22 protein-coding genes and 1 pseudogene are annotated in these 21,266 nt (G+C 64.7%); 9 read left to right on the top strand and 14 right to left on the bottom strand.

The features are described from left to right. Window positions 1-67 precede the first annotated feature (67 nt). The gene (locus tag IVB23_RS22380) at window positions 68-328 is read left to right on the top strand and encodes a hypothetical protein (RefSeq protein ID WP_247804951.1); all 261 of its coding nucleotides are present in this window, start codon (window positions 68-70) and stop codon (window positions 326-328) included. Between the two features lie 189 nt (window positions 329-517). On the opposite strand, the gene IVB23_RS22375 is transcribed toward IVB23_RS22380, so the two are convergent. From IVB23_RS22375 to mtgA, 3 genes are all read right to left on the bottom strand, one after another. Next, on the bottom strand, window positions 518-1,171 hold the full coding sequence (locus IVB23_RS22375; RefSeq protein ID WP_247800063.1) for a hypothetical protein: 654 nt from the start codon (window positions 1,169-1,171) through the stop codon (window positions 518-520). A gap of 142 nt (window positions 1,172-1,313) precedes the next feature. Beyond that, window positions 1,314-1,496, bottom strand: a complete 183-nt coding sequence (gene rpmF / locus IVB23_RS22370; protein WP_007598106.1) for a 50S ribosomal protein L32 — start codon at window positions 1,494-1,496, stop codon at window positions 1,314-1,316. Between the two features lie 169 nt (window positions 1,497-1,665). Next, on the bottom strand, window positions 1,666-2,340 hold the full coding sequence (mtgA, locus tag IVB23_RS22365; protein ID WP_197965421.1) for a monofunctional biosynthetic peptidoglycan transglycosylase: 675 nt from the start codon (window positions 2,338-2,340) through the stop codon (window positions 1,666-1,668). Between the two features lie 161 nt (window positions 2,341-2,501). On the opposite strand from mtgA, the gene IVB23_RS22360 reads away from it, so the two are divergent. Continuing rightward, window positions 2,502-3,425: a polyprenyl synthetase family protein gene (locus IVB23_RS22360; protein ID WP_247800062.1), complete on the top strand. Its 924-nt coding sequence runs from the start codon at window positions 2,502-2,504 to the stop codon at window positions 3,423-3,425. Window positions 3,426-3,434: 9 nt separating this feature from the next. Beyond that, the gene (locus IVB23_RS22355; protein ID WP_247800061.1) at window positions 3,435-4,127 is read left to right on the top strand and encodes a DUF1345 domain-containing protein; all 693 of its coding nucleotides are present in this window, start codon (window positions 3,435-3,437) and stop codon (window positions 4,125-4,127) included. A gap of 42 nt (window positions 4,128-4,169) precedes the next feature. Here the strand turns inward: IVB23_RS22355 and IVB23_RS22350 are convergent. Continuing rightward, a pseudogene (locus IVB23_RS22350) lies at window positions 4,170-4,412 on the bottom strand (caspase family protein); the annotation flags it as partial. A 32-nt stretch (window positions 4,413-4,444) separates the two neighbouring features. Then, complete coding sequence (locus tag IVB23_RS22345) at window positions 4,445-4,873, bottom strand: GFA family protein (protein ID WP_247800060.1); 429 nt, start codon at window positions 4,871-4,873, stop codon at window positions 4,445-4,447. Window positions 4,874-4,968: 95 nt separating this feature from the next. Between IVB23_RS22345 and IVB23_RS22340 the strand changes: the two genes are divergently transcribed. From IVB23_RS22340 to IVB23_RS22330, 3 genes are all read left to right on the top strand, one after another. After that, the gene (locus IVB23_RS22340; protein ID WP_247800059.1) at window positions 4,969-5,343 is read left to right on the top strand and encodes a nuclear transport factor 2 family protein; all 375 of its coding nucleotides are present in this window, start codon (window positions 4,969-4,971) and stop codon (window positions 5,341-5,343) included. 187 nt (window positions 5,344-5,530) lie between these two features. Further along, window positions 5,531-6,388 (top strand): class A beta-lactamase, encoded by an 858-nt coding sequence (bla, locus tag IVB23_RS22335; RefSeq protein WP_247800058.1) that lies wholly within the window; start codon window positions 5,531-5,533, stop codon window positions 6,386-6,388. Between the two features lie 49 nt (window positions 6,389-6,437). Further along, window positions 6,438-8,045: a Na+/H+ antiporter gene (locus IVB23_RS22330; RefSeq protein ID WP_247800057.1), complete on the top strand. Its 1,608-nt coding sequence runs from the start codon at window positions 6,438-6,440 to the stop codon at window positions 8,043-8,045. A gap of 100 nt (window positions 8,046-8,145) precedes the next feature. Here the strand turns inward: IVB23_RS22330 and IVB23_RS22325 are convergent, their stop codons facing one another. The 5 genes from IVB23_RS22325 to IVB23_RS22305 all read right to left on the bottom strand — a co-directional run bounded on the left by IVB23_RS22325 (window position 8,146) and on the right by IVB23_RS22305 (window position 13,203). Further along, a complete protein-coding gene (locus IVB23_RS22325) occupies window positions 8,146-8,961 on the bottom strand; it encodes an N-acetylmuramoyl-L-alanine amidase (RefSeq protein WP_247800056.1) in 816 nt (271 codons plus the stop codon). Window positions 8,962-9,262: 301 nt separating this feature from the next. After that, a complete protein-coding gene (locus tag IVB23_RS22320; RefSeq protein WP_247800055.1) occupies window positions 9,263-10,159 on the bottom strand; it encodes a TauD/TfdA family dioxygenase in 897 nt (298 codons plus the stop codon). 264 nt (window positions 10,160-10,423) lie between these two features. Further along, the gene (gene ispG / locus IVB23_RS22315) at window positions 10,424-11,707 is read right to left on the bottom strand and encodes a flavodoxin-dependent (E)-4-hydroxy-3-methylbut-2-enyl-diphosphate synthase (protein WP_197965417.1); all 1,284 of its coding nucleotides are present in this window, start codon (window positions 11,705-11,707) and stop codon (window positions 10,424-10,426) included. A 12-nt stretch (window positions 11,708-11,719) separates the two neighbouring features. Beyond that, window positions 11,720-12,673: a DMT family transporter gene (locus tag IVB23_RS22310; protein WP_247800054.1), complete on the bottom strand. Its 954-nt coding sequence runs from the start codon at window positions 12,671-12,673 to the stop codon at window positions 11,720-11,722. A 35-nt stretch (window positions 12,674-12,708) separates the two neighbouring features. Further along, window positions 12,709-13,203, bottom strand: coding sequence for a transcriptional repressor (locus IVB23_RS22305; RefSeq protein WP_028176819.1), 495 nt, complete (start codon window positions 13,201-13,203; stop codon window positions 12,709-12,711). Window positions 13,204-13,360: 157 nt separating this feature from the next. On the opposite strand from IVB23_RS22305, the gene IVB23_RS22300 reads away from it, so the two are divergent. The 3 genes from IVB23_RS22300 to IVB23_RS22290 are packed head-to-tail and all read left to right on the top strand — an operon-like array spanning window position 13,361 to window position 16,600. Beyond that, window positions 13,361-13,843, top strand: a complete 483-nt coding sequence (locus IVB23_RS22300) for a MarR family transcriptional regulator (RefSeq protein ID WP_197965415.1) — start codon at window positions 13,361-13,363, stop codon at window positions 13,841-13,843. Continuing rightward, a complete protein-coding gene (locus IVB23_RS22295; protein WP_247800053.1) occupies window positions 13,836-15,005 on the top strand; it encodes an HlyD family secretion protein in 1,170 nt (389 codons plus the stop codon). The genes IVB23_RS22300 and IVB23_RS22295 overlap by 8 nt, the downstream gene beginning before the upstream one ends. A gap of 38 nt (window positions 15,006-15,043) precedes the next feature. Beyond that, window positions 15,044-16,600: an MDR family MFS transporter gene (locus IVB23_RS22290; protein WP_061879821.1), complete on the top strand. Its 1,557-nt coding sequence runs from the start codon at window positions 15,044-15,046 to the stop codon at window positions 16,598-16,600. Between the two features lie 190 nt (window positions 16,601-16,790). Here IVB23_RS22290 and IVB23_RS22285 read toward each other — a convergent pair whose 3' ends face one another. From IVB23_RS22285 to pcaH, 4 genes are all read right to left on the bottom strand, one after another. After that, the gene (locus IVB23_RS22285) at window positions 16,791-17,855 is read right to left on the bottom strand and encodes an ecdysteroid 22-kinase family protein (protein WP_247800052.1); all 1,065 of its coding nucleotides are present in this window, start codon (window positions 17,853-17,855) and stop codon (window positions 16,791-16,793) included. Window positions 17,856-17,931: 76 nt separating this feature from the next. Next, complete coding sequence (locus tag IVB23_RS22280; RefSeq protein WP_247800051.1) at window positions 17,932-19,620, bottom strand: methyl-accepting chemotaxis protein; 1,689 nt, start codon at window positions 19,618-19,620, stop codon at window positions 17,932-17,934. A 260-nt stretch (window positions 19,621-19,880) separates the two neighbouring features. Then, complete coding sequence (gene pcaG, locus IVB23_RS22275) at window positions 19,881-20,483, bottom strand: protocatechuate 3,4-dioxygenase subunit alpha (protein WP_247800050.1); 603 nt, start codon at window positions 20,481-20,483, stop codon at window positions 19,881-19,883. 1 nt (window position 20,484) lies between these two features. Next, entirely contained in the window at window positions 20,485-21,186 is a 702-nt protein-coding gene (pcaH, locus tag IVB23_RS22270) for a protocatechuate 3,4-dioxygenase subunit beta (RefSeq protein WP_247800049.1), read from the bottom strand. Window positions 21,187-21,266 lie beyond the last annotated feature (80 nt).

The raw sequence follows: 21,266 nt of genomic DNA, 5'->3' as shown, positions 1-21,266 counted from the left end.
GTACAGGACTCGCACCGGCGTCTGCGTCCCGAAACGCGACAATCTCGCCGGATCAACGGTGATTGCGATGTTGAGTACCGATCGATCGGACGCGGCTGACAACGGCACGGGCACGGCCCTGGTGCCGCTGATGCCGACGTTGCAGTGGGTTCACAGGGCGCCGCTGCCCCGCCCCGATCCGAGCTTCGTCACCCAATTGATCGCGAATGCCGAGCAGCTGCCGCAAACGACCCGGCTCCGCCGTGCCTGCTCTGAGGATGCGCTGATGGCCTACGGCAGCAAGCGCCCGCTCGGAACCGTCAGCGCTCGCACGCGTCAAGTGGCTTGAGATTGATTTGAAGTGAGACGACCGTCTTCGCCTCTCCCCGCTTGCGGGGAGAGGCCGGAATGCGCGCGCAGCGCGGATTCCGGGTGAAGGGGGACTCTCCACGAAGCCAACTCTCACCGATCCTGTGGTGGAGACTCCCCCTCACCCCCCGCAAGCGGGGCGAGGGAGCGCACCGCCGACGCGGCAAGATCAGCGCTGCGGTGTATCCGGCGACGACGGCGTGCCGTTCCCCGGCTGAAGATGGGGCGAGGAAATTTCCGGCGAGGATGAGCCCTGCACCGGCTTGGGCGCGGGGTGATCCATCAGCACCGATTCCGCGACGGACTGCGCCGAGGGGGCGGGCGGCGCTGAGGGGGCCGGCTGCGGCGCAATCACAGGCTCGAACCTGGAGGCGGCCTCCGCATCATCCGCCGGCGCTTCACCTCTGCGTTTGGCCTTACGTGGCGCCGGCACCGTCGTCTCGGCGACATAGGTGACGCGGCGACGCGTGCGCTGGGCAATGCCAGCGAAGAAGTCCGCCATCGCCAGCAGCACCAGCAGGAAAAAGGTGGAGTTGCCGAATTTGGGCCACATCACGAATTCGGCTGCGGCCGCCCCGAAGACGATCAGCGACAGCAAATGATCCATCAGGAATTTCGAGCCCGGCCGCGCGCCCTTGACCACCTCGAGCAGCAGCAGCACCACGCCGAGCGCGAGCAGCAGATCGGCGAGCGTGACCGGCCAGCTCTCGCCCGTGATCATCGGCACATTGAACAGCACGTCCGAGAAGGACACGCTGGGCATCAGGAAGGCGATGATGTTGTAGACCGCGAGCGGAATCAGAAGCAGCGGGAAACCGACCATCGGCGAGATGCCTTCTCGATCAAGATATCCGGACAGAGCAATGCAGCGGCGAAGCATTTGCCCCGCCGCCGTCACCGTCTAGCTCATGGGTTGGCCGAAATCACGCGGGTTCAATCATCCCGCCCGAGGAAAGGTCCTCCCTTCAGGACTCTTTCTTCTTCAGGACCTGACGGCCCTTGTACATGCCGGTCTTGAGGTCGAGATGGTGCGGACGACGGAGCTCGCCGGAGTCCTTGTCTTCCACATAGGTCGGCTTCTTGATGGCGTCAGCCGAGCGGCGCATGCCACGGCGCGACGGCGAGGTTTTTCTTCTCGGAACGGCCATTTCAATATCCTCTAGGGATTGGTGTCATCAGGGCATCGTCCGGGGAGGGACGGCTCAGCACCCGCAATACGAGGCGAGCTGAATGCCGATCAAGGCCGCGCTTATAGAGGAAGGCTGGCCGTAAAGCTAGGCTCTTGGGCCAGAAAATGCGCCCGGAATGGGCCAAAAATCAGCGATTTTCGCGCCAACAGGTCGCAAGCGAGTTCGCCTGCCCCCGCGCCATATAGGTGGCTGCCAGCCGCCGAACGCCCGGTCCCGGGGTCCGGGCGCTGCGCTTGACCGGATTCGGCAGGATCGAGGCCAGAAGGGCCGCCTCCCGCGGGGAGAGGCTGGCGGCCGATTTGCCAAAGGCATAGGCGCTGCCCGCCTCGACGCCAAACTGGCCCTGCGGACCGAACTCGGCGATGTTGAGGTAAATCTCCAGGATCCGCGGCTTGGGCAGGACGAGATCGATCCAGAGCGCCAGCGGGAATTCCAGCGCCTTGCGAACGAAATCCCGCCCCTGCCAGAGGAACAGGTTTTTCGCCACCTGCTGGGTGATCGTGGAGGCGCCCCGGAACGGCGTGCCATCCTCCTGCGCGTCGTCGATCGCCTCGCGCAACGCGCCCCAATCGATGCCGTGATGCTTGCAGAAATGGGCATCCTCGGCCGCCACCACGGCGCGCGGCAGATAGGGCGACATGTCAGCAAGATCGATCCACGTCCGCTGCATCGGCGCGCCCCGGAGCGAACGCCAGGCCATCAGCGTCGAAACCGGATGGCCGGTGCGGTAGAACGGCGCGATCACATAGGGCGCGAGAGCCGCGACCACGAGCGCCAGGAGAAGGATTTTGACGATGCGCAAGTCGACCTTTCCGGCGCAAAATGAAACGAGACCCACGGCTGAGCCATTAAGTCTGTGATAATTCGGGCCTTTTCCAGCACTTTTTAGCCCTTCCAAACGATTGACTGGCGCGGGCGCATAAAGGATTGTCCGGCCGAATTTTAGTTCTGGAGCCCTTCTTGATGACCGGCACGTCCCCGTCCGATTTCGCCAAACGTCTGGACAAGACCGCTGATGACACCGAGGCCCTGCTCGGGCGGCTATTGTCGGACGACATCCTGCACGACGAGATCGCCCGGCCCAAGCGACTGATGGACGCAATGCGCTATTCGAGCCTGAATGGCGGCAAGCGTCTGCGGCCGTTCCTGGTGGTCGAAAGCGCCGCCGTGTTCGGCGTGCCGCGCGAGGCGGCCCTGCTCGTAGGCTCCGCGCTCGAATGCATCCACTGCTATTCGCTCATCCATGACGACCTGCCGGCGATGGACAATTCGGACCTGCGCCGCGGCCGCCCCACCCTGCACAAGAAGACCGACGACGCGACCGCGATCCTCGCCGGCGACGGCCTGCTGACGCTCGCTTTCGACATCATCACCCGCGACGAGATCCATCGCGACGCCAATGTGCGGCTGCTGCTGACGCGCGCTTTGGCGCGCTGCGCCGGCATCGGCGGCATGGTCGGCGGCCAGATCCTCGACCTCGCCGGCGAAGGCCGCTTCGGCGGCAACGAGCCGATCGACGTCGCCCGCATTCAGCAGATGAAGACCGGCGCGCTGCTGCGCTACGGCTGCATCGCCGGCGCGATCCTCGGCCAGGCCTCGGAAAAGGAGTATCAGGCGCTCGACGATTACGGACGCGCGCTCGGCGAAGCCTTCCAGATCGCCGACGATCTGCTCGACGTCGAGGGCGATGCGGCCGCGCTCGGCAAGCCGGCCGGCGCCGATGCCGCGCTCGGCAAGACCACCTTCGTCACTCAGCTCGGCATCGAAGGCGCCAAGCAGCGCGTACGCGATTTGCTCGCGCGCGCGGACAACGCAGTGTCGATCTTCGGCGACCGCGCAACCGTGCTGCAGGCCGCCGCGCGATTCGTCGCCGAGCGGAAAAACTAGCGCGCGCCGATGGCGGCCGGCGGCAAAGAGGATCCCGTTCTTGTCCGCTTCCGCCAGATGTCGCGGCCGATGCGGCTGCTCTATGCACGGCCGCGGACGTTCATTGCGCTCGCTGTCGGCGTCCTCGTCTGCCTGCTTGTGCCAGGTACGCACCGGCTGGTGACGCGGCTCCTGTTCGGATGGGACGCGCTGATCGCGGTCTATCTCGGGCTGGTCTATGCGATGATGCTCTGCAACGACCACCGGCACATCCGTCGCGCCGCTGCGATGCAGGATGACGGCCGATTCGTGATCCTGCTCGTCACGGCGACCGGTGCCTTCGCCAGCATCGCGGCAATCGTCTCCGAGCTGGGCACGCCGCAGCGCGGGGGCCTGGAGCTGACGATCGCGATCATCACCATCGTGCTGTCATGGGCTGCGGTGCACACGATCTTCGCGCTGCACTACGCGCATGATTATTATCGCGACGCTACGGCAGGTGGCCTGCAGTTTCCGAGCGGCGACAAGGACGACCATGCCGACTATTGGGATTTCGTCTATTTCTCCTTCGTGATCGGCATGACTGCGCAGGTCTCCGACGTCGGCATCACTGACAAGACCATTCGCCGCACCGCGACGGCGCACGGCATCGTGTCCTTTATCTATAACACGGCGTTGCTGGCGCTGACAGTGAACATCGCGGCGAGCGCGATCTCGAAATGATCCGCCGTCCCGGCCCTCGCCGGACGATCCAGAAAGTAGCGGTCAGTAGCACACCTCGGCGTTGGGGTCGTTGCCGGGGCCGCCGCCGCCGCGATATTCGAGACGGCAACCGCGATGGACCGGACGACAACCGGTGTTGTTGCAGAAGACCTGCCCGCCACTCGTCGCGCGGCCGGCGCCAGCAGCAGCAATGCCGGCAGCGGCACCATGGCTGCCCGCCGCCCCGCCGGACTGACGACCCTGCCGTGCGGGACGCTGGTCTCCGTCGTCGCGCTTCGCGGTCGCAGTTCGCCGACGGAGGCGCGGTCCGGGCTCCCTCAGACAACCCCGATGTGCCCTCGATATTGCGGCAGATTGTCCGTGATCTCGTGCCAGGGCGCCTTCGAGCCGACGAAAATATGGGCGCTGGGCCGGATCGAGGGGGCATCGACCAGGGTGCCCATGGCGACATGGACCCATTGTCCTTCACGCACCCGGGAATAGAGCAGCGAGCCGCAGCGGGCACAATGCGCATTATGGGTGGTATCGTCGCCGAAAATCATTCGCTGGTCCTCTCCCCGGACGATGCGGAGCTTGTCTTCCGCGATGCCGGCGAACGGCTTGAAGGCGGCTCCGGTGGTGCGACGGCAGTTCGAGCAGTGGCAGTTCATCGCATAGGAGAACGCATCCTCCACTTCAAAGCGCACAGCGCGGCAATAGCATTCGCCGGCGAGGATACGAGCGTTCAAATTGTATGATCCGGTCATGACGATTGCCTTCGCGCAAGCTGCCCACAGACCCATAGCGCATTTTGACGTATACGACTAAGTTCGTCCCGCGCCATCATGCAAAGGAATGACTCATGAACCAGGACCGGTCGAGCGTCGAAGCCGTCGTGCAATCCTATTTTGACGGGCTCTATGAGGGCGGCGCCGAAAAGCTCGGCGCCATCTTCCATCCCTCTGCCGATCTGCGCTGGGTCGAGAGGGGCGAGCTCCAGGTTCTGACCGTGCCCGACTGGCTCGATCGCGTTCGCAAGCGTGCCTCGGCCAAAGCCGAGGGCAAGCCGCGCGAAGATTTCGTCGTCACCATCGACCGTTCCGACGACAAGACCGCCTTCATCAAGGTGCGCTGCCAGCTGCCGCCGCGCTATTTCACCGACTACCTGGTGGCGATGAAGCTCGCCGACGGCTGGCAGATCGTGTCGAAATCGTACAGGTACGACCTGCGGGAGTGAGTCCTCCCGATCTTCCGCTGCCCGAAATCTGTCGCACTCGTTCTCCATTCGTCATTGCGAGCGAAGCGAAGCAATCCAGAATCTCGCCGCGGAGGCCGCCTGGATTGTTTCGCTCCGCTCGCAGTGACGGTGCGGATAAGGCGTCCGCTACACCCCCACACCGTCTGACCCACGCCAAAGGTCTCCCATGCTTGTCGATCGCCGCTCCCTGCTCGCCTCCCTGTGCTGGATCGCCGCTTCTCCTGCGCTCGCCGCGGAGACGCCGGCCGAACTCGAAGCCTATGAGCGCGACACTGGCGGGCGCATCGGGCTCTATGCGGAGAATCTTGCGACCGGCAGGAAACTCGCCTGGCGCGCCGACGAGCGGTTCGTCATGTGCTCGACATTCAAGGCCTCGCTTGCGGCCTGCGTGCTGGCGCGGGTCGATCGCGGCGAGGAGCAGCTTGCGGCCATGATCCCTTACGGCAAGGCCCATCTCCTGGAATACGCACCGGTCGCCAGGCAAAATCTCGCGGCCGGCAAGATGTCGGTCGGCGAGATGTGCAAGGCGATCGTCGAGCTCAGCGACAACACCTGCGCCAATCTGCTGCTGGCGCGGATCGGCGGGCCCGCCGCGCTGACTGCATTCTGGCGATCGCTCGGAGATACCACCTCGCGGCTCGACCACAACGAGCCAGAGCTCAACCGCTCACGGCCCGGCGATCCCCGGGACACCACGACCCCCGCGGCGATGGCGGGCAATCTGCGGCGGCTGGTGCTGGGCGAGGCCTTGTCGACGCAATCGCGCCTCCAACTGACCGACTGGATGGTGAATTGCAAGACCGGTGCGAACCGGCTGCGTGGTGGCCTGCCGGCAAGCTGGAAGATCGGCGACAAGACAGGCAATAACGGCAAGGATGCGTCGGGCGATATCGCGGTCGTCTGGCCGAAGCCGGATGCGCCGATCCTGATCGCGGCCTATACCCAGGGCGGCACGCCGAATGCGGCGCAGATCGCGACTTTATTCGCGCAGATTGGACGGATGGTCGCCGGCCAGCTGGCGTGAGCAGCGCCGCATTGACCTTGCGCGCGCTTCCGGGTCAAGACAGGCCATCATGGAAGCGAAATTTCAGACCTTTCTCATCCTGCTTGCCGTGCTGGCGGGCGTGGCGCTGGCCGCGCGCCGCTTCAACGTCGCCCCGGCCATTCTGCTGATGCTGGCCGGCGTCGGCCTGGCCTTCGTGCCGGGCATGCCGCCGGTCGAGCTGCCGCCGGAACTGGTGCTCTTGATGGTCCTGCCGCCGCTGATCTACTCGGCGAGCGTCGCCATGAGCTGGCGCGAGTTCAGGAACAATTTACGCCCGATCGTGCTGCTCGCGGTCGGCGCGGTGATCTTCACCGCGGCAATGGTGGCAGCCGCCACGCACTACATGATCGGCCTGCCCTGGACCGTCGCCTTCCTGCTGGGCGCCATCGTTGCGCCGCCCGACGTGGTGGCTCCGCTCGCGATCGCGCGCCGGCTCAACATGCCGCGCCGGCTCCTGGTCATCCTCGAGGGTGAAGGACTGGCCAACGACGCCACCGCGCTGATCCTCTACCGTTTTGCGCTCGCCGCGATCACGGTCGGACATTTCTCGCTGCCGCTCGCGGCCGGCGAGTTCCTCCTGATCGTCGCCAGCGAGATCGCCTTCGGCATCGGCGTCGGCTGGCTCTCCCTGCGCTTCCGCAAATGGTCGGGGGATCCGCAGGTCGAGCTGACGTTGTCGCTGATCACACCCTATGTCTCCTACTGGCTGCCCGAACATGTCGGCGGCTCCGGCGTGATCGCGACCGTCGCCTGCGGCCTCTACGTGAGCTGGAACGGGCCGCTGCTGATCTCGTCGGCAACGCGCCTGCAAGGTATCTTCTTCTGGGATCTGGTGATCTATCTGATCGAGGGCATGCTTTTCCTGCTCACCGGCTTCCAGATGCGCGCGCTCTACGAGAAGTCGAAGTCCTTCCCGCTCGACGACATTCTCATCGCGACGGCAGTGGTCCTGGTCATCGTCGTGATCGCGCGCTTCGCCTGGCTCTACCCCGCGACCTACCTGCCGCGGATGCTCAGCAAGTCGCTGCGCAAGCGCGACCCGTCGCCGCCATGGCAATGGCCGTTCGTGCTCGCCTTCACCGGCGTGCGTGGCGCCGTGTCGCTGGCAGCCGCGCTGGCGCTGCCGTTCACGCTGCCTGATGGCGAGGCCTTTCCATATCGCGACCTGATCCTGTTCGTCGCCTTCGGTGTCATCTTCGTCACGCTGATCGGCGTCGGCCTGACGCTGCCGCCGGTCGTGCGCTGGCTCGGCGTCGCCGAGGCCGGCCGCCACGAGCATGCCGCCGAGCACGAAGCCGAGATCGCCGCTCGCCGCCAGGCGCTCGATGCCGCGCTGGAATCGCTCGACGCGCTGACCGCGCAGAAGGAAGTATCCGAAGAAGTGATGCGGCTGCTGCGCGCACGGCACGATATCCGTGTCAACCAGCTCCCGGACTCGCTCGATCCCAACCACCACGACGTCTCCACCGCCGGCACCACGCTGACCCGCGAGCTGATCGCCGCCGAAAGAAAATTCATCCACGACCTCCTGCGCGAGGGCCAGATCACCGACGAAACGCGGCGGCGAATCGAACGTGATTTGGACCTGGAGGAGGCAAGTCTGGCAAACCGGGAGTATCGGAGAATGCCGCTGTAGCTTCTCGTCATTGCGAGCGCAGCGAAGCAATCGAGAGTCCTTCCGCGGAGAGCCTGGACTGCTTGGCTGCGTTCGCAATGACCAACGCGAACCGAACTCGCTACCGCCTCTCGCAAAACTCCCTCATCGCAGCTGCCACGGCGCCCGCGACCGCTTCGTGCCGCTCCGCCGAGTTCAGCTCCATTTCCTCGTCGCGATTGATGATCGAGCCGGCCTCGAGCAGCACGGCGGCGCTCCTCGTCCGCGACAGCACGATGAGCCCGTCATAGCGATAGACGCCGACATCCTTGTCGAGCAGCTGGCGCTGGTAGCGGCCCATCACCGGCAGGGTATACTGGCTGGCATAGCGCAAGCCCTGCTCCTTCAACTGCCTGCCGATCATCCGGGCCAGCATCAGGCTGGTGGCGAAGTGCGGATTCTGCCCCGACACGAACAGCGAGTGCCCCGAAAAACGATCGCTGAAATAGCTCTTTGCGCCGTCGAACTCCCAGGTCTCGAGCAGCTTGTCCGGCACCGAATCGTGATGCACCGACAGGAACAGATCGGTCCGGCCTTCGTTCGCGGCACTGATGCGCTTGAACAGGCTCGGCCGTGCCTTGCCGTCCGTGACGAGCAGGCGGGTTTCGGCAAAGCCTTCGGACCTGAGCTTCGCCGTGATCAGCCTGGCGAGGCGGAAGTTGAAGCCGAACTCCGGATCATTGCGCGCGCTCAACGCGCCGTAGGAATCGGGGGTGTGCCCGACGTCCACGACGATCTTGAATTTCGGCATCTCGCATTTTGTCGATGATTGCGGCTGCTTCGGCTTGGTCTTCGCAACCTTTCGCGCAGCAGCAGCCTCGCCGCTGCCAACAGTCGCAAGCGGCGATAGCAAGATCGACGCGACCAGCCCGACGATAATGCTTCGTAGTTGCGCCAAGCGCTACTCCGCTGCTGCGATCCAGGGACGACCGACGAAGCCGGCAACGTCGCCGAAGCGTTCCAGCATCGCCGGCGGCAGGTGCTTGGTCTTGCTGGGAATGCTGGCGGCGGCGCGGAGCATGGCTGATCCTCCCGATTTGTTTTCGAGAAGATTGGCGCGGGAGCGGGAGGACGTCAACGCTATTAGACAGCACTCGTGTCCCGGACGCGACGCAGAGCCGGGACCCATCGCTGTTACCTGGGCCCCGGCTCTGCGGTGCAGCGCTGAAGGAGCGCTGCGCTGCGTCCGGGGCACGAGCCTAGACCGGCCTTTCCCCCTTCACCGTCACGCGCGTGCCCGAGCGCGTGTGCGGCCAGTAGTCCCACATCGCGCGGTGCTGGGTGCAGCGGTTGTCCCAGAAGGCGATGGCGTTCTCGGTCCAGCGGAAACGGCACTGGAACAGCGGGTTCTCGGCGTGCTGGTAGAGATAAGCCAGCATCGCATCGCTCTCGTCGCGCGGGATGCCGTTGATGTGGCGGGTGAAGCCGCGGTTGACGTAGAGCGCCTTCCTGCCCGTGACTGGATGCGTGCGCACGACGGGATGCTCGGCATGCGGATAGGACGGACGATCGGCGACGCCATAGTTCGTATAGAGCCCGCGATAGATGGGCTCGCCATCGTGCAGCGCGGTGAGCCCGTCGAGATAGGCCTTCATGCGGTCCGACAGCGCCTCATAGGCTGCGTACATGTTGGCGAACAGCGTGTCGCCGCCGCGTGGCGGGCATTGCCTGATGTAAAGGATTGAGCCCATCGGCGGCTCGAGATCGCAGGACACGTCGGAATGCCAGCCCTCGCCATTGGCGCGCGGCGAATTCTTGTCCGCGTAGATCTTCATCAGCGCCGGATCGTCGTCCTCGTGCGGCGCGGCCGGATGAACATGCAATTCGCCGAACTTGCGGCCGAAAGCGAGATGCTGCTGCGGCGTGATGTGCTGGTCGCGGAAGAAGATGACGAGGTTTTCGGCGAGCGCGCGGTGGATCTCGTCCATCTGCCGGTTGGAGCGGGTGTCGCCCTCGACGAGCGCGCCGATATCGACGCCCGAGATCTCCGCGCCGATGATGGGGGTGAGCTTCTCGACCGCGATAGTTTCGTACGGCGCGCCGTCGTCAATCGTGTGGCGATAGCGCGGGCCCTGCTTGCCGGCGAGTGAGCTCATGGCGTGTCTCCCGATCATTGTTGATTGAAGACATCGTAACGCGCGGTGACAGATACGCAATCTGCACCGCAAACACAGCCGTCGTCCCGGACAAGCGCAAGCGCAGATCCGGGACCCATAGTCACAGGATCAGGTTTGGCGAAGACTCGGAGTGACAGCCCGTCGTAACCGCACAATCCTGTAGTTATGGATCCCGGATCGGCGCGCGCTTGAGGCGCGCTTGTCCGGGACGACGGACGTGTGTGGAGCGCTGGCGGAGTGAAACTACTCCGCCGCTGATACCGGCATCTTGGCGCCCTGGCCGTAGCGCTGGTCGATGTAGTCGATCACCAGCGCCTTGAAGTCGGCTGAGATCGTCGGGCCGCGCAGCGTGCGGAACTTCTTGCCGTCGACGAAGACAGGGGCGGCCGGGGCTTCGCCGGTGCCCGGCAGCGAGATGCCGATATTGGCATGCTTGGACTCGCCGGGGCCGTTGACGATGCAGCCCATCACCGCGACGTTGAGCTCCTCGACACCCGGGTACTTCGTCTTCCAGGTCGGCATCTCGTCGCGGATGAAATCCTGGATCGAGCGCGCCAGCTCCTGGAACGTTGTTGAAGTGGTGCGGCCGCAGCCGGGGCAGGCCGCAACCAGCGGCACGAAGGTGCGGAAGCCCATGGTCTGCAACAGCTCCTGGCCAACCTGCACCTCGCGGGTACGGTCGCCGCCGGGCTCCGGCGTCAGCGAGATGCGGATGGTATCGCCGATGCCCTGCTGCAATAGGATGCCGAGCGCGGCCGAGGAGGCCACGATGCCCTTCGAGCCCATGCCGGCCTCGGTCAGGCCGAGATGGATGGCGTAGTCGGAGCGCGACGCGAGATCCTGGTAGACCGCAATGAGATCCTGCACCGCTGAGACCTTTGCGGAGAGGATGATGCGGTCCTTGGGCATGCCGAGCTCTTCGGCGCGCGCGGCCGAGAGCAGCGCGGACTGCACCATGGCCTCGCGCGTCACCGCGCGCACGTCGCGCGGATTGGCCGACGCGGCATTCTCGTCCATCAGCTTGGTCAAAAGCTCCTGGTCGAGCGAGCCCCAATTGGCACCGATGCGGACCGGCTTGTTGTTCTTGTTCGCGATCTCGATGATGTCGGCGAACTGGGTGTCGCGCTTGTCCTTGAAGCCGACATTGCCGGGATTGATGCGGTATTTCGCCAGCGCCTCGGCGCAGGCCGGATAGGCCGCGAGCAGCTTGTGGCCGATATAATGGAAGTCGCCGATCAGGGGCGTCGTGATGCCGCGCTTGGCGAGGCCGTCACGGATGTGCGGAACGGCGGCAGCGGCCTCCTCACGGTCCACGGTGATGCGGACCATTTCGGAGCCGGCGCGCGCGAGCGCTGCGACCTGGGCGATGGTGCCGTCGATGTCGGCGGTGTCGGTGTTGGTCATCGACTGCACGACGATCGGCGCACCGCCGCCAACGGCGACGTTGCCGACCTTGACCTGAGTGGTCCGGTGCCGGGGCGCGGGGCCCGCGACGTCGGAATCGAGGGGATTTTCGAGCTTGTTCATGGGGTCCAAATATCAGGTTTTGGTGACGTTCAGCAATGCATCACGCGGCGCCGCAGCCGCTTGGCTCGGACGGTTAACCAGAAAAAGCCCAGCAATTACAAGGACCGCGGCGGCCCCGAATGCCAGGCTCAGGGTGTCGTGCATGATGAAATAGCTACCGACCACGCCAAACAAAGGGGTGATGAAGGTAAAAGCCGACAATTTGCTGGCCGAATAGGTCTTCACCAGCGCGAACCAAAGCGTGAACGTGGTTCCCACCACCCAGATCGCCTGGAACGCCATCAGGCCGAGCGATAGCGGCGCCGGCATGTGCGTGATCGATTCGCCGAACAGCCAGGCCGCCAGCCCCAGGATCGGGATCGAGGTCGCGACCTGATAGCCCAGCGCCTTCTCGGGCGCGGCGAAGCGCAGCCGCGTGCCCTTGGCAACCAGGGTCGTTGCCGCCCACAGCGCGGCGCCGCCGACGATCATGAGATCGCCGAGCAGGACATGCGAATCGACATTGGGCTGCGGCACGCCGATCGCGAGGGCGACGCCGGCAAAGCTGATGGCCAATCCCAGCCATTGCGAGCCGCCAAGACGCTCGCCAAGCACCTGATAGGAGCCGAGCGCGACGAAGAACGGCGCCGTGTAGAGGAACACCACCGCACGCGAAGCAGACGTGAGACGCAGCCCCTGGAAGATCAACACGAACTCGATGCCGAACATCAGCCCGGCGATCAGGCCGGGCTTCCAGGTGCCGTCGCGTTCGAAGAAATTGACGCCACGCAGGGTGCCGATGATGAACAGCACCGGCAGCGCGCCCATCGAGCGGATGGTGGCCTGGAGCATCGGCGGAATGTCCGGCAGCACCAGCTTCACCGCGATCTGGTTGAACCCCCAGGTCAGGCACAGCATGAGCATCAGGGCAATGGCGCCGGCACTGAGGGGGCGTGCGGCGGAGGGCACGATTTGAGCTGAGGACATTTCTTCCCGGATACCGGCTTTGCGCCGTTGTTGGTCTATGCAGTCTTCTGACAATGGGTGCAGACGCCCGTGATCTCCACCACGGACAATTTGGGGGCAAAGCCCGAGGCGCGCGCGGCCGCGTTGAGATCCCCGGCAAAGGACGCCGAAGGGATCTCGCCGACGAGGCCACAGCGCTCGCAGATCAGGAACGCCACAGCCGAGGTCGCATCGTGATCATGGGCGGCGCAGGCGAGATAGGCATTTCGGCTCTCGATGCGATGCACGAGGCCGTTGGCCATCAGGAAATCGAGGGCACGATAGACCGTGATCGGCGCCGGCCGCGCCATCGATTTTGCCAGTTCGTCGATCACCTCATAGGCACCTAGCGGGCGGTGGCTGGAAAGCAAGGCTCCCAGCACCTGGCGGCGGATTGGCGTGAATTTCTGCGCGCGCTGCTCGCAGACGGCCTCGGCATGCGCGAGCGCATCCGCGGTGCAGCGGCGGTGATCGTGATCGGGCGCGGGAAATACCGGGTTTGCGAGGGTCATGCGGCCGATCTTTTAGCATTTCGGCCCGGGAACCCAAAGCACGACACTGCAAACGGCTGCCAGCCATGCCCGCGCTGCGGGACAGCCACCCGCTAATCCGCCATGAAATAATCATAAGCTTGCTTATGATATCTCCTGCTTATTGGAGACCAAGCTCATGACCCGCGGGTCTGTCGACCAGAACTTCCTGTTCACGCTCGCAGAGCTCTACCGCCTGCTGCGCGTCTATGCCGACAAGGAGGCCTCGCGGTTCGGCATCACCCGCGCGCAATGGGCCGTGCTGGCCAAGGTCGAGCGCAGCGAGGGCATGAAGCAGTCGGAGCTCGCCGAGCTGCTCGAGGTGCAGCCGATCACGCTGACGCGCATGATCGACAAGCTCTGCGACAACGACTGGCTCGAACGGCGCAGCGACGCCTCGGACCGCCGCGTCAAGCGCCTCTATTTGAAGAAGGCCGGTCGGCAGCTGCTCGGCCGGATGACCGGGCTCAGGTCCGAGATCACCGCCAACGCGCTCGACGGCATCAACCCGGCGGATGCCCACCGTCTCCTCACCCAGCTCGAAACCATCAAGGAAAACGTGCGGACCGCGATCCAGGCCAGCGGTGCGGAACAAGCGCGTAAGGAGCAGCGCTATGGCTGATCAGGTTCTCAAGTTCCAGCCCGAGCAGAAGAGCGAGGGCGGCAAGCCGACGAAGAAGGCCGGCGCCGATCCGCGCCGCCGCCTGCTGGCGGGCCTGCGCCGCTATCGCCGTTTCCTGTTGCTGGTCGTGCTGCCGGTCGTCGTCGCCATCGGCGGCCTCACCTTCTATCTCAATGGCGGACGCTATGTCGGCACCGACGACGCCTATGTCGGCGCGCAGAAGGTGCTGGTGACGCCCGACATCTCCGGCAAGATCCAGAAGGTGGTCGTGAAGGAGGGCCAGCTCGTCAAGCAGGGCGACGTGCTGTTCGAGATCGATCCCGTGCCGTTCCGCCTCGCGGTGGACGAGGCCAGAGCACAGCTGACGCAGGCGCAGACGACCTATGAAAACCTGCGCGCCAACATCAAGATCTATGGCGACATGCTCAACCTCGCCCAGCAGGGCGTCGATCTGAAGCAGCGCGACGTCGAGCGCAAGCAGGCGCTGGTAAAGAACAATTACGGTTCGCAGCTCGACCTCGACAACGCCTCGAACGCGCTGGTCACGTCCGGATCCGTGGCGCAATACGTCAGGCAGCAGCTCTCGACGGCGAAGACCCAACTGCTCGGCGATCCCGACCTGCCGCTGGAAAAATTCCCGGCCTATGCGGAGGCCAAGGCCAAGCTCGACAACGCCGAGCGCAATCTCAACCATACCGTGGTGCGCGCCTCGATGGGCGGCGTGGCGACGCAGGTCGAGCAGATCCAGCTCGGCCGCTACGTCGCTGTCGGCACGCCGGTATTCTCGATCATCGACGTGGCCCATCCCTGGGTCGACGCCAATCCCAAGGAGAGCGACCTCACTTACGTCACTGAGGGACAACCCGTCACGCTCGAGGTCGATGCGTTCCCGAACCACGTCTTCAAGGGCAAGATCGGCTCGCTCTCGCCCGGTACCGGTGCGCAATTCGCGATCCTGCCGCCGCAGAACGCCACCGGCAACTTCGTCAAGGTGGTACAGCGCGTGCCGATCCGGATCTATTTCGACGAGACCGACAAATATGTGCGGAAGCTGAAAGCCGGCATGAGCGTCTATGCCACCATCGACACCGGCCACAAGCGCTCGCTGGCCAGCCTGTTCGGCCTGTCGGCGACAGCGGGCCAGGACAAAGATCAAGACTAAGAAAGACCGAGCTAGAGACTGCGACAAGGACTGATTCGATGTCCGACGCCAATGCCAGCCTGATGGTCCCCGGCCTGCGCCGAAACATGGTGACGATCTGCGCCATGACCGCGACCATCATGCAGGCGCTGGACACCACCATCGCCAACGTCGCCCTGCCGTACATGCAGGGCAGCCTGTCGGCTTCGCAGGACCAGATCAACTGGGTGCTGACCTCCTATATCGTCGCCGCAGCGATCATGACAGCGCCGGTGGGCTGGATCGCCAACCGCTTCGGCCGCAAGCGCATCTTCATCATCTGCGCGGCCGGCTTCACCATGGCCTCGGTGCTGTGCGGCCTCGCGCAGGACATCAACCAGATGGTGCTGTTCCGCCTGCTGCAGGGGGTGTTTGGCGCGGCCCTGGTGCCGCTTTCGCAATCGGTCATGCTCGACTATTACACGCTCCAGGAGCGCGCCAAGGCGATGGCGATCTGGGGCATGGGCGTGATGATGGGCCCGATCATGGGGCCCTCACTCGGAGCCTGGTTGACCGAGACCTATTCCTGGCACTGGGTATTCTTCGTCAACCTGCCGTTCGGCGCCATCACCGTGCTCGGCCTCATCGTCTTCATGGATGAGACCGAAAAGAACCTCAGCCTCAGATTCGACTGGTTCGGTTTCGCCGCGCTGGCGGTTGCCATCGGCGCGCTGCAGCTCGCGCTCGACCGCGGCGAGCAATTGGGCTGGCTGGAATCCAACGAGATCCTCGCAGAGTTCATCGTCGCGGGGGTCGCCTTTTACTTCTTCCTCGCGCATTCCTTCACGACGTCGACGCCGTTCATCCGCTTCGCGCTGTTCCGGGATCGCAACTTCGTCACCGGCTGCGTGTTCATGATCGTGATGGGGCTCGTGCTGTTCTCGACCATGGCGCTGGCCTCGCCCTACATGCAGAACGTGATCGGCTATCCCATCATCACCGCCGGCCTGCTGCTGGCGAGCCGCGGCTTGGGCACCTTCTTCGCCATGATGCTGGTCGGCCGCATGATGCGCTATGTCGAGGCGCGCACGCTGATCATCGCCGGGCTGGCGCTGACCGCCGGCTCGCTGTTCCAGATGACCGGCTGGACCGACCTGACCCAGGTGCCGGAGATCGTCACCGTCAGCGTCATCCAGGGTTTTGGCTTCGGCCTCGTCTTCGTGCCGCTCTCGACCGTGGCTTTCCTGACGCTGTCGAACGAGCTGCGCACCGACGGCACCGCGATGCTGACCCTGATGCGCAACGTTGCAAGCTCGGTCGGCATTTCCATCGTGATCGCGCAATTGACGCAGGGCACGCGGTGGACCTACGCGATCCTCTCCGAGCACGTCAACCCGTTCAACCACGCACTGCAGATGCCCGGCGTCAGCGGCATCATCAATCTGTCCACCGACACCGGCCGCGCCATGGCCGACAGGATGGTCAGCGTGCAGGCGCAGATCATCGCCTTCTCCCATGATTACCAGCTGGTGATGATCTTCGTGCTCTTTACCCTGCCGCTCGCCTTGCTGATCGGCTCGACCAAGGCCACGCTGCGCAAGCAGGCGGCGGGGCCGGAGCATGCGGTGATGGAGTAACGCCCCAACCACCGTTTGTCGTCCCGGACAAGCGGAGCGCAGATCCAGGACCCATACCCACAGGAGGACCTTGTTACGGGGATTTGGAGTTATCACTTTCGCAAGACCACTCCGTTCCGGGAGTATGGGTCCCGGATCGGCGCGCGCTTTGTGCGCGCTTGTCCGGGACGACACTGAATATGCGGCTTGCCTACCCCAACAACTCCTCGCAGCCTAGATCGTCCACCGCCGCAAACACCCGCTCCAGATTGTTCCACCAGATTACCCGCGGGATGTCGATGCTCCACTGCCAGACCGGCCTCGTGATCTGCCAGAGCACCGCCCAGCGATAGTCGCGATCGAGCGCGCCGCGCGAATAGCCGGTGATGCCGCTTTCGATCAACGTATCGTGGTAGACATTCAGCAGCGGGCGTTCGAGTGCCTGCCGGCGTTCCGGATACCAATGCATGGCCATCATATAGGCGAGGTCATGAGTCGGAACATTGATGCTCCAAAGATCGAAATCGAAGATGCGCACGGTATCGGCAACGCCCGCGCGCGGCAGCAGGAAATTCCAGATATGAGCGTCGCCATGGGTGATGCTGAGGTGGCGGCGTGAATGGTAGCGCTGGGATAACGGTTCCGACTGATCGATGACACGGCGGTAGAGAATGCGCCGTTCTTCGCTGAGGCGATCACCGAGCATATCGGCGAAACGATCGTAGTGGCCGGCAAAGGTCTCCATACGCTTCGCGCTATCCTCGGCGCTCGCCAACGTGCCGACGGTGTCACCAAGATCGGGATGGTCCCACCATGCCGCATGCCAACGTGCGAGCGTCGTGACGATCGCAACCGCCTGACCGCGCGACGGCGGCAACGGCCATTGGGTCGCGGTTGCATGGCTGTCGGTGAGATCTTCGAGCAGAAGATGCCAGGCTAGGCTCTGCTCGTCGAAATGTCCGTCGAAGCATCGTGGCACGAGTCCCGGCGGCATTCTCGGTGCGAGCTGCATGTAGTAGTCCACCTCGCGCCTGCCGCCATTGGCGAGACGCTCGGCGAAGGCGGAATTGGGCATCTTGAGGATCAGCGACTGCGGGGCGCCGGCGGATTCGCCGACATAACGCAGGCCGAGACGGATAATATGCGACACGACGGTGTCGCGCTGATGCAGCACCTTCACTTCGCGCACCGCGCCGGCGTCCAGCACGCCGCCCCGGCGCAGCGCGGCCGTCAGTCGGGCGGGCTCAACGACCGCCGGCAATTGTGGAGGTGTCATGAACCACGATGCCCCTGTCCCGCGCCATACTGCACGATCACACTTCCGGGCACCAGCGGCGGAGCTGATGCCAGGCTCAAGCTGCCGCCGTCGAGTCGCGCACGGTTCGCACCACGACCGACCGCAGCTGTTCGAGATTGGCCGCCATCCCGGCGATCGCCTGCCTGACGTCCGCGGCGCGCTGGTTGACGGAGGCGGCGTCGCGGCTGACATCGCCGATCTTGGCCGAGACCTCCTTCGCCGCGGCGGCCGATTCGGAAATCGACCGCGAGATCTCCCGCGTCGCGGCATCCTGCTCTTCCATCGCGGCGGCGACTGAGGTCGCCACGCCGTCGATCTCGACGATGTGGCCCCCCATGGCCTCGACGGAATCGACCGCGGCCTGCGTCGAGGCCTGAATCTCCGCAATCAGCCGCCCGATCTCCTCGGTGGATTTGGCGGTCTGGTCGGACAGGGATTTCACTTCGGCGGCGACCACCGCGAAGCCGCGGCCGGCTTCGCCGGCGCGCGCCGCCTCGATCGTCGCGTTGAGCGCGAGGAGGTTGGTCTGGCCCGCGATGCCGCCGATCAGGTCGGAGACCTCGGCGATCTTCTTCACCGACCCGGCCAGCGCCTGGATGGTCGAACGGGCCTGCTCGCGGCCGGCGACCGCCGATTTGGTGACGGTGCTGGTGCGCGCGACCTGGCTTGCGATCTCGCGGATCGAGGCGCTCAATTCTTCGGCTGCGGCCGAGACGGCCTGCGAGCTGCCGAGGGCCTGTGTGGAGGCCGCCGCGACCGCCTGCGACTGCGCAGAGAGCGACTTCGCGATCTCGGACAGGCCGGAGGCGGCCTGCTCGACGCCTTGCGTCGCCACGGTCGCGGTGTCGACCGAGCGGCCGGTCTCGCGCTCGACGGTTTCGGCCATCTGGTGCAGGGCGGAGCGCTTGGCAAGCGCCGCCTCCTGCTCCTGCCGCAACTGCTCCTCGCGCAGACGGGAATTCTCGACCGCCGCCTGCTTGAACACGAGAAGCGCGCCCGCCATCGAGCCGACCTCGTCCTGGCGGTGCGCGAACGGGATGTCGGCGGCGAGATCGCCGGTCGCGAGCTTCTGCATCGTATCCGTCATGCGCACGATCGGACGCACCACGCCCAAGGCAACGCCGAGCAGCCCCGCGGCAATGAAGGCCAGGACGGCGGCGGAGACGCCGAGGAGAATATAGAGCATGGAGCTGTCGCGGTCCGCGGCCAGCTTCTCCATGGCCGCATTCTGCCTGTTGGCGTTCTCGACGATGCTGTCGATGACGGCGCGATGCGCGGTATAGGCATCCTTGAGCTGCGCGTAGGCGCGCTCGGAAGCCGCCGCATCCTTGGCCTTGAGGGCCGGCAGGAGCTGTTCGGACGCCTTCCAGAATTTCTGCACCTCGGCATCGGACTTCGACACCAGTGCGGTCTTGAGGTCGGCCGAGAGGCTGGAGGAGACCCAGAACGCCTTGCGCTCGTCGTAATCCTTGCGGAGCTGGACCAGGCGCTCGCCGTGGGCGGCCAGCTGGTCCGGCTCGCGCATGGCCAGCGTCGCCTCGAGATAGGCTTCGATGACGTATTCCGGCGGCGGCAGGATGTCGGCGATGAGGTCGTTGCCGAGCTTGATGTCGGAATAGAGCGGGCCGCCGACCTTGAGCTCGCGCAGCGCATAGAGGCTGGTGGAAACAACCGCAGCAAAGCCGATGGCAAGGACGATCCCGAAAGCGATGATCGCGGCCGACAATGACAGACGAATCTTCATGAAATAATCCAGGACGCGCGCTGAAACCGCGAGGAGCCTAGATCAATATGGTAAATGCGGGATTGCCCTGCGGAAAGTCTCCGAAAGAAAGGCTCCGACACGCTACGGGAATTGAGCGTCGATCAATCGGATTTGGGTCAGCGGGACTGACGCACAGGCGGGCATGGAGACGATCAGGCCGGATGCAAGGCGACGCCGACCGCGGTTGCGCTGGATAGGAAACGTGGTGCCGACGACCTGGCGCCGTCGGCACATTTCGCTCAGACCTCGAAGAACACTGTCTCGTCGTCGCCCTGGAGGTGCAGGTCGAGCCGGTAAACTGCCTTGCCGCCCTCGCGCACCGCGGTCAGCGTGGCGCGGCGGTCAGCCGGCACCAGCGCCAGCACGGGATCGGCCGCGTTGCCGGCCTCGTCGCTGAAATAGATGCGGGTGTAGAGATGCCGCAGCATGCCGCGGCCGAACACCGCAAGCAGGATGTGCGGCGCCTGCGGCTTGCCGTCGGGATCCGGCACCACGCCCGGCTTGATGGTGTCGAAGGCGTAGTTGCCGTCCTTGTCGGTGCCGCAGCGGGCAAAGCCGCGGAAACTCGCATTCGGCAGCGCACGCTTGTCCTGCGGGTCGGCGAAGCGTCCCTGCCCATCCGGCTGCCAGATCTCCAGCATGCAGTCCGGTACGGCGACGCCGTCGCCGTCGAACACGCGGCCTTCGATACGGATGCGGTCCCCCGTGACGTCGGGGGTCAGCGTCGAGTTGGTGAACGCGTCGTTCCAGGCGTATTCGCCGGTCGGCGTCAGGCCGTATTTGAAGAACGGACCGACGGTCTGCGATGGGGTGATACCGTCAGGCTTCACAGACTCTTGCACTTTAGTGGTTCTCCATAGGCGTAGCGTTCTTGCCGCGCAGCACGATGTCAAAGCGGTAGCACAGCGCCCATTCGGGCTTTGTGTTCTCGAGATCGAACGAGGAAACCATCCGCGCCCGCGCCCTCTCGTCCGGCACCGAGTTGAAGATCGGGTCGAACGGAAACAGCGGATCGTTCGGGAAGTACATCTGCGTCACCAGGCGCGTCACGAAGGAATGGCCGAACACCGACAGATGGATGTGCGCCGGCCGCCACGCATTGTGATGATTGCCCCAGGGATAGGCGCCCGGCTTGATGGTGACGAAGCGGTAGTAACCGGACGCATCGCTCACGGTGCGGCCGGCGCCCGTAAAGTTCGGATCGAGCGGCGCCGGATGCTGGTCGCGGACATGGACGTAGCGGCCGCAGGAATTGGCCTGCCAGATCTCGACCAGCGAGTTCGGCACGCCGCGGCCGTCCTCGTCGCGCACATGGCCGTGGACGATGATGCGCTCGCCGATCGGCTCGCCACTGTGCTGGGTGGTGAGATCGCTGTCGCCCTCGCGCACGGTCTCATGGCCGTAGACCGGGCCTGTCAGTTCCGACAGGGTGTGGCGCATCGGGATCAAGGGCTTGTTCGGCGCGCGCTTGATCGAGCTCTTGTACTCGGGCGACAGCGGCAGCGGATGCGCCTTGTTGCTGTTGACGGGATAGATGAATGTCATGGGCGAACTCCTCCCCGGCCATTTCGGTCTGGCCGGTCAACGCTTCCGCCGATCATTATAGAATATAACTAATCTAGGGA

Source organism: Bradyrhizobium sp. 191, assembly GCF_023100985.1.
GTDB classification, from domain to species: Bacteria; Pseudomonadota; Alphaproteobacteria; order Rhizobiales; family Xanthobacteraceae; genus Bradyrhizobium; species Bradyrhizobium diversitatis.
Note: the sequence above shows the minus strand (reverse complement) of the source record. Positions and strands in the feature narration are given on the sequence as shown.

Coding starts and splice junctions, on each gene's coding strand:
- IVB23_RS22285 (WP_247800052.1), bottom strand. CDS start 17,855: ATGACACCTCCACAATTGCCGGCGGTCGTTGAGCCCGCCCGACTGACG.
- IVB23_RS22360 (WP_247800062.1), top strand. CDS start 2,502: ATGACCGGCACGTCCCCGTCCGATTTCGCCAAACGTCTGGACAAGACC.
- IVB23_RS22380 (WP_247804951.1), top strand. CDS start 68: ATGTTGAGTACCGATCGATCGGACGCGGCTGACAACGGCACGGGCACG.
- pcaH (WP_247800049.1), bottom strand. CDS start 21,186: ATGACATTCATCTATCCCGTCAACAGCAACAAGGCGCATCCGCTGCCG.
- ispG (WP_197965417.1), bottom strand. CDS start 11,707: ATGAACAAGCTCGAAAATCCCCTCGATTCCGACGTCGCGGGCCCCGCG.
- IVB23_RS22320 (WP_247800055.1), bottom strand. CDS start 10,159: ATGAGCTCACTCGCCGGCAAGCAGGGCCCGCGCTATCGCCACACGATT.
- IVB23_RS22345 (WP_247800060.1), bottom strand. CDS start 4,873: ATGACCGGATCATACAATTTGAACGCTCGTATCCTCGCCGGCGAATGC.
- rpmF (WP_007598106.1), bottom strand. CDS start 1,496: ATGGCCGTTCCGAGAAGAAAAACCTCGCCGTCGCGCCGTGGCATGCGC.
- IVB23_RS22280 (WP_247800051.1), bottom strand. CDS start 19,620: ATGAAGATTCGTCTGTCATTGTCGGCCGCGATCATCGCTTTCGGGATC.
- IVB23_RS22290 (WP_061879821.1), top strand. CDS start 15,044: ATGTCCGACGCCAATGCCAGCCTGATGGTCCCCGGCCTGCGCCGAAAC.
- IVB23_RS22330 (WP_247800057.1), top strand. CDS start 6,438: ATGGAAGCGAAATTTCAGACCTTTCTCATCCTGCTTGCCGTGCTGGCG.
- IVB23_RS22355 (WP_247800061.1), top strand. CDS start 3,435: ATGGCGGCCGGCGGCAAAGAGGATCCCGTTCTTGTCCGCTTCCGCCAG.
- IVB23_RS22340 (WP_247800059.1), top strand. CDS start 4,969: ATGAACCAGGACCGGTCGAGCGTCGAAGCCGTCGTGCAATCCTATTTT.
- IVB23_RS22305 (WP_028176819.1), bottom strand. CDS start 13,203: ATGACCCTCGCAAACCCGGTATTTCCCGCGCCCGATCACGATCACCGC.
- IVB23_RS22300 (WP_197965415.1), top strand. CDS start 13,361: ATGACCCGCGGGTCTGTCGACCAGAACTTCCTGTTCACGCTCGCAGAG.
- IVB23_RS22310 (WP_247800054.1), bottom strand. CDS start 12,673: ATGTCCTCAGCTCAAATCGTGCCCTCCGCCGCACGCCCCCTCAGTGCC.
- bla (WP_247800058.1), top strand. CDS start 5,531: ATGCTTGTCGATCGCCGCTCCCTGCTCGCCTCCCTGTGCTGGATCGCC.
- IVB23_RS22375 (WP_247800063.1), bottom strand. CDS start 1,171: ATGGTCGGTTTCCCGCTGCTTCTGATTCCGCTCGCGGTCTACAACATC.
- IVB23_RS22295 (WP_247800053.1), top strand. CDS start 13,836: ATGGCTGATCAGGTTCTCAAGTTCCAGCCCGAGCAGAAGAGCGAGGGC.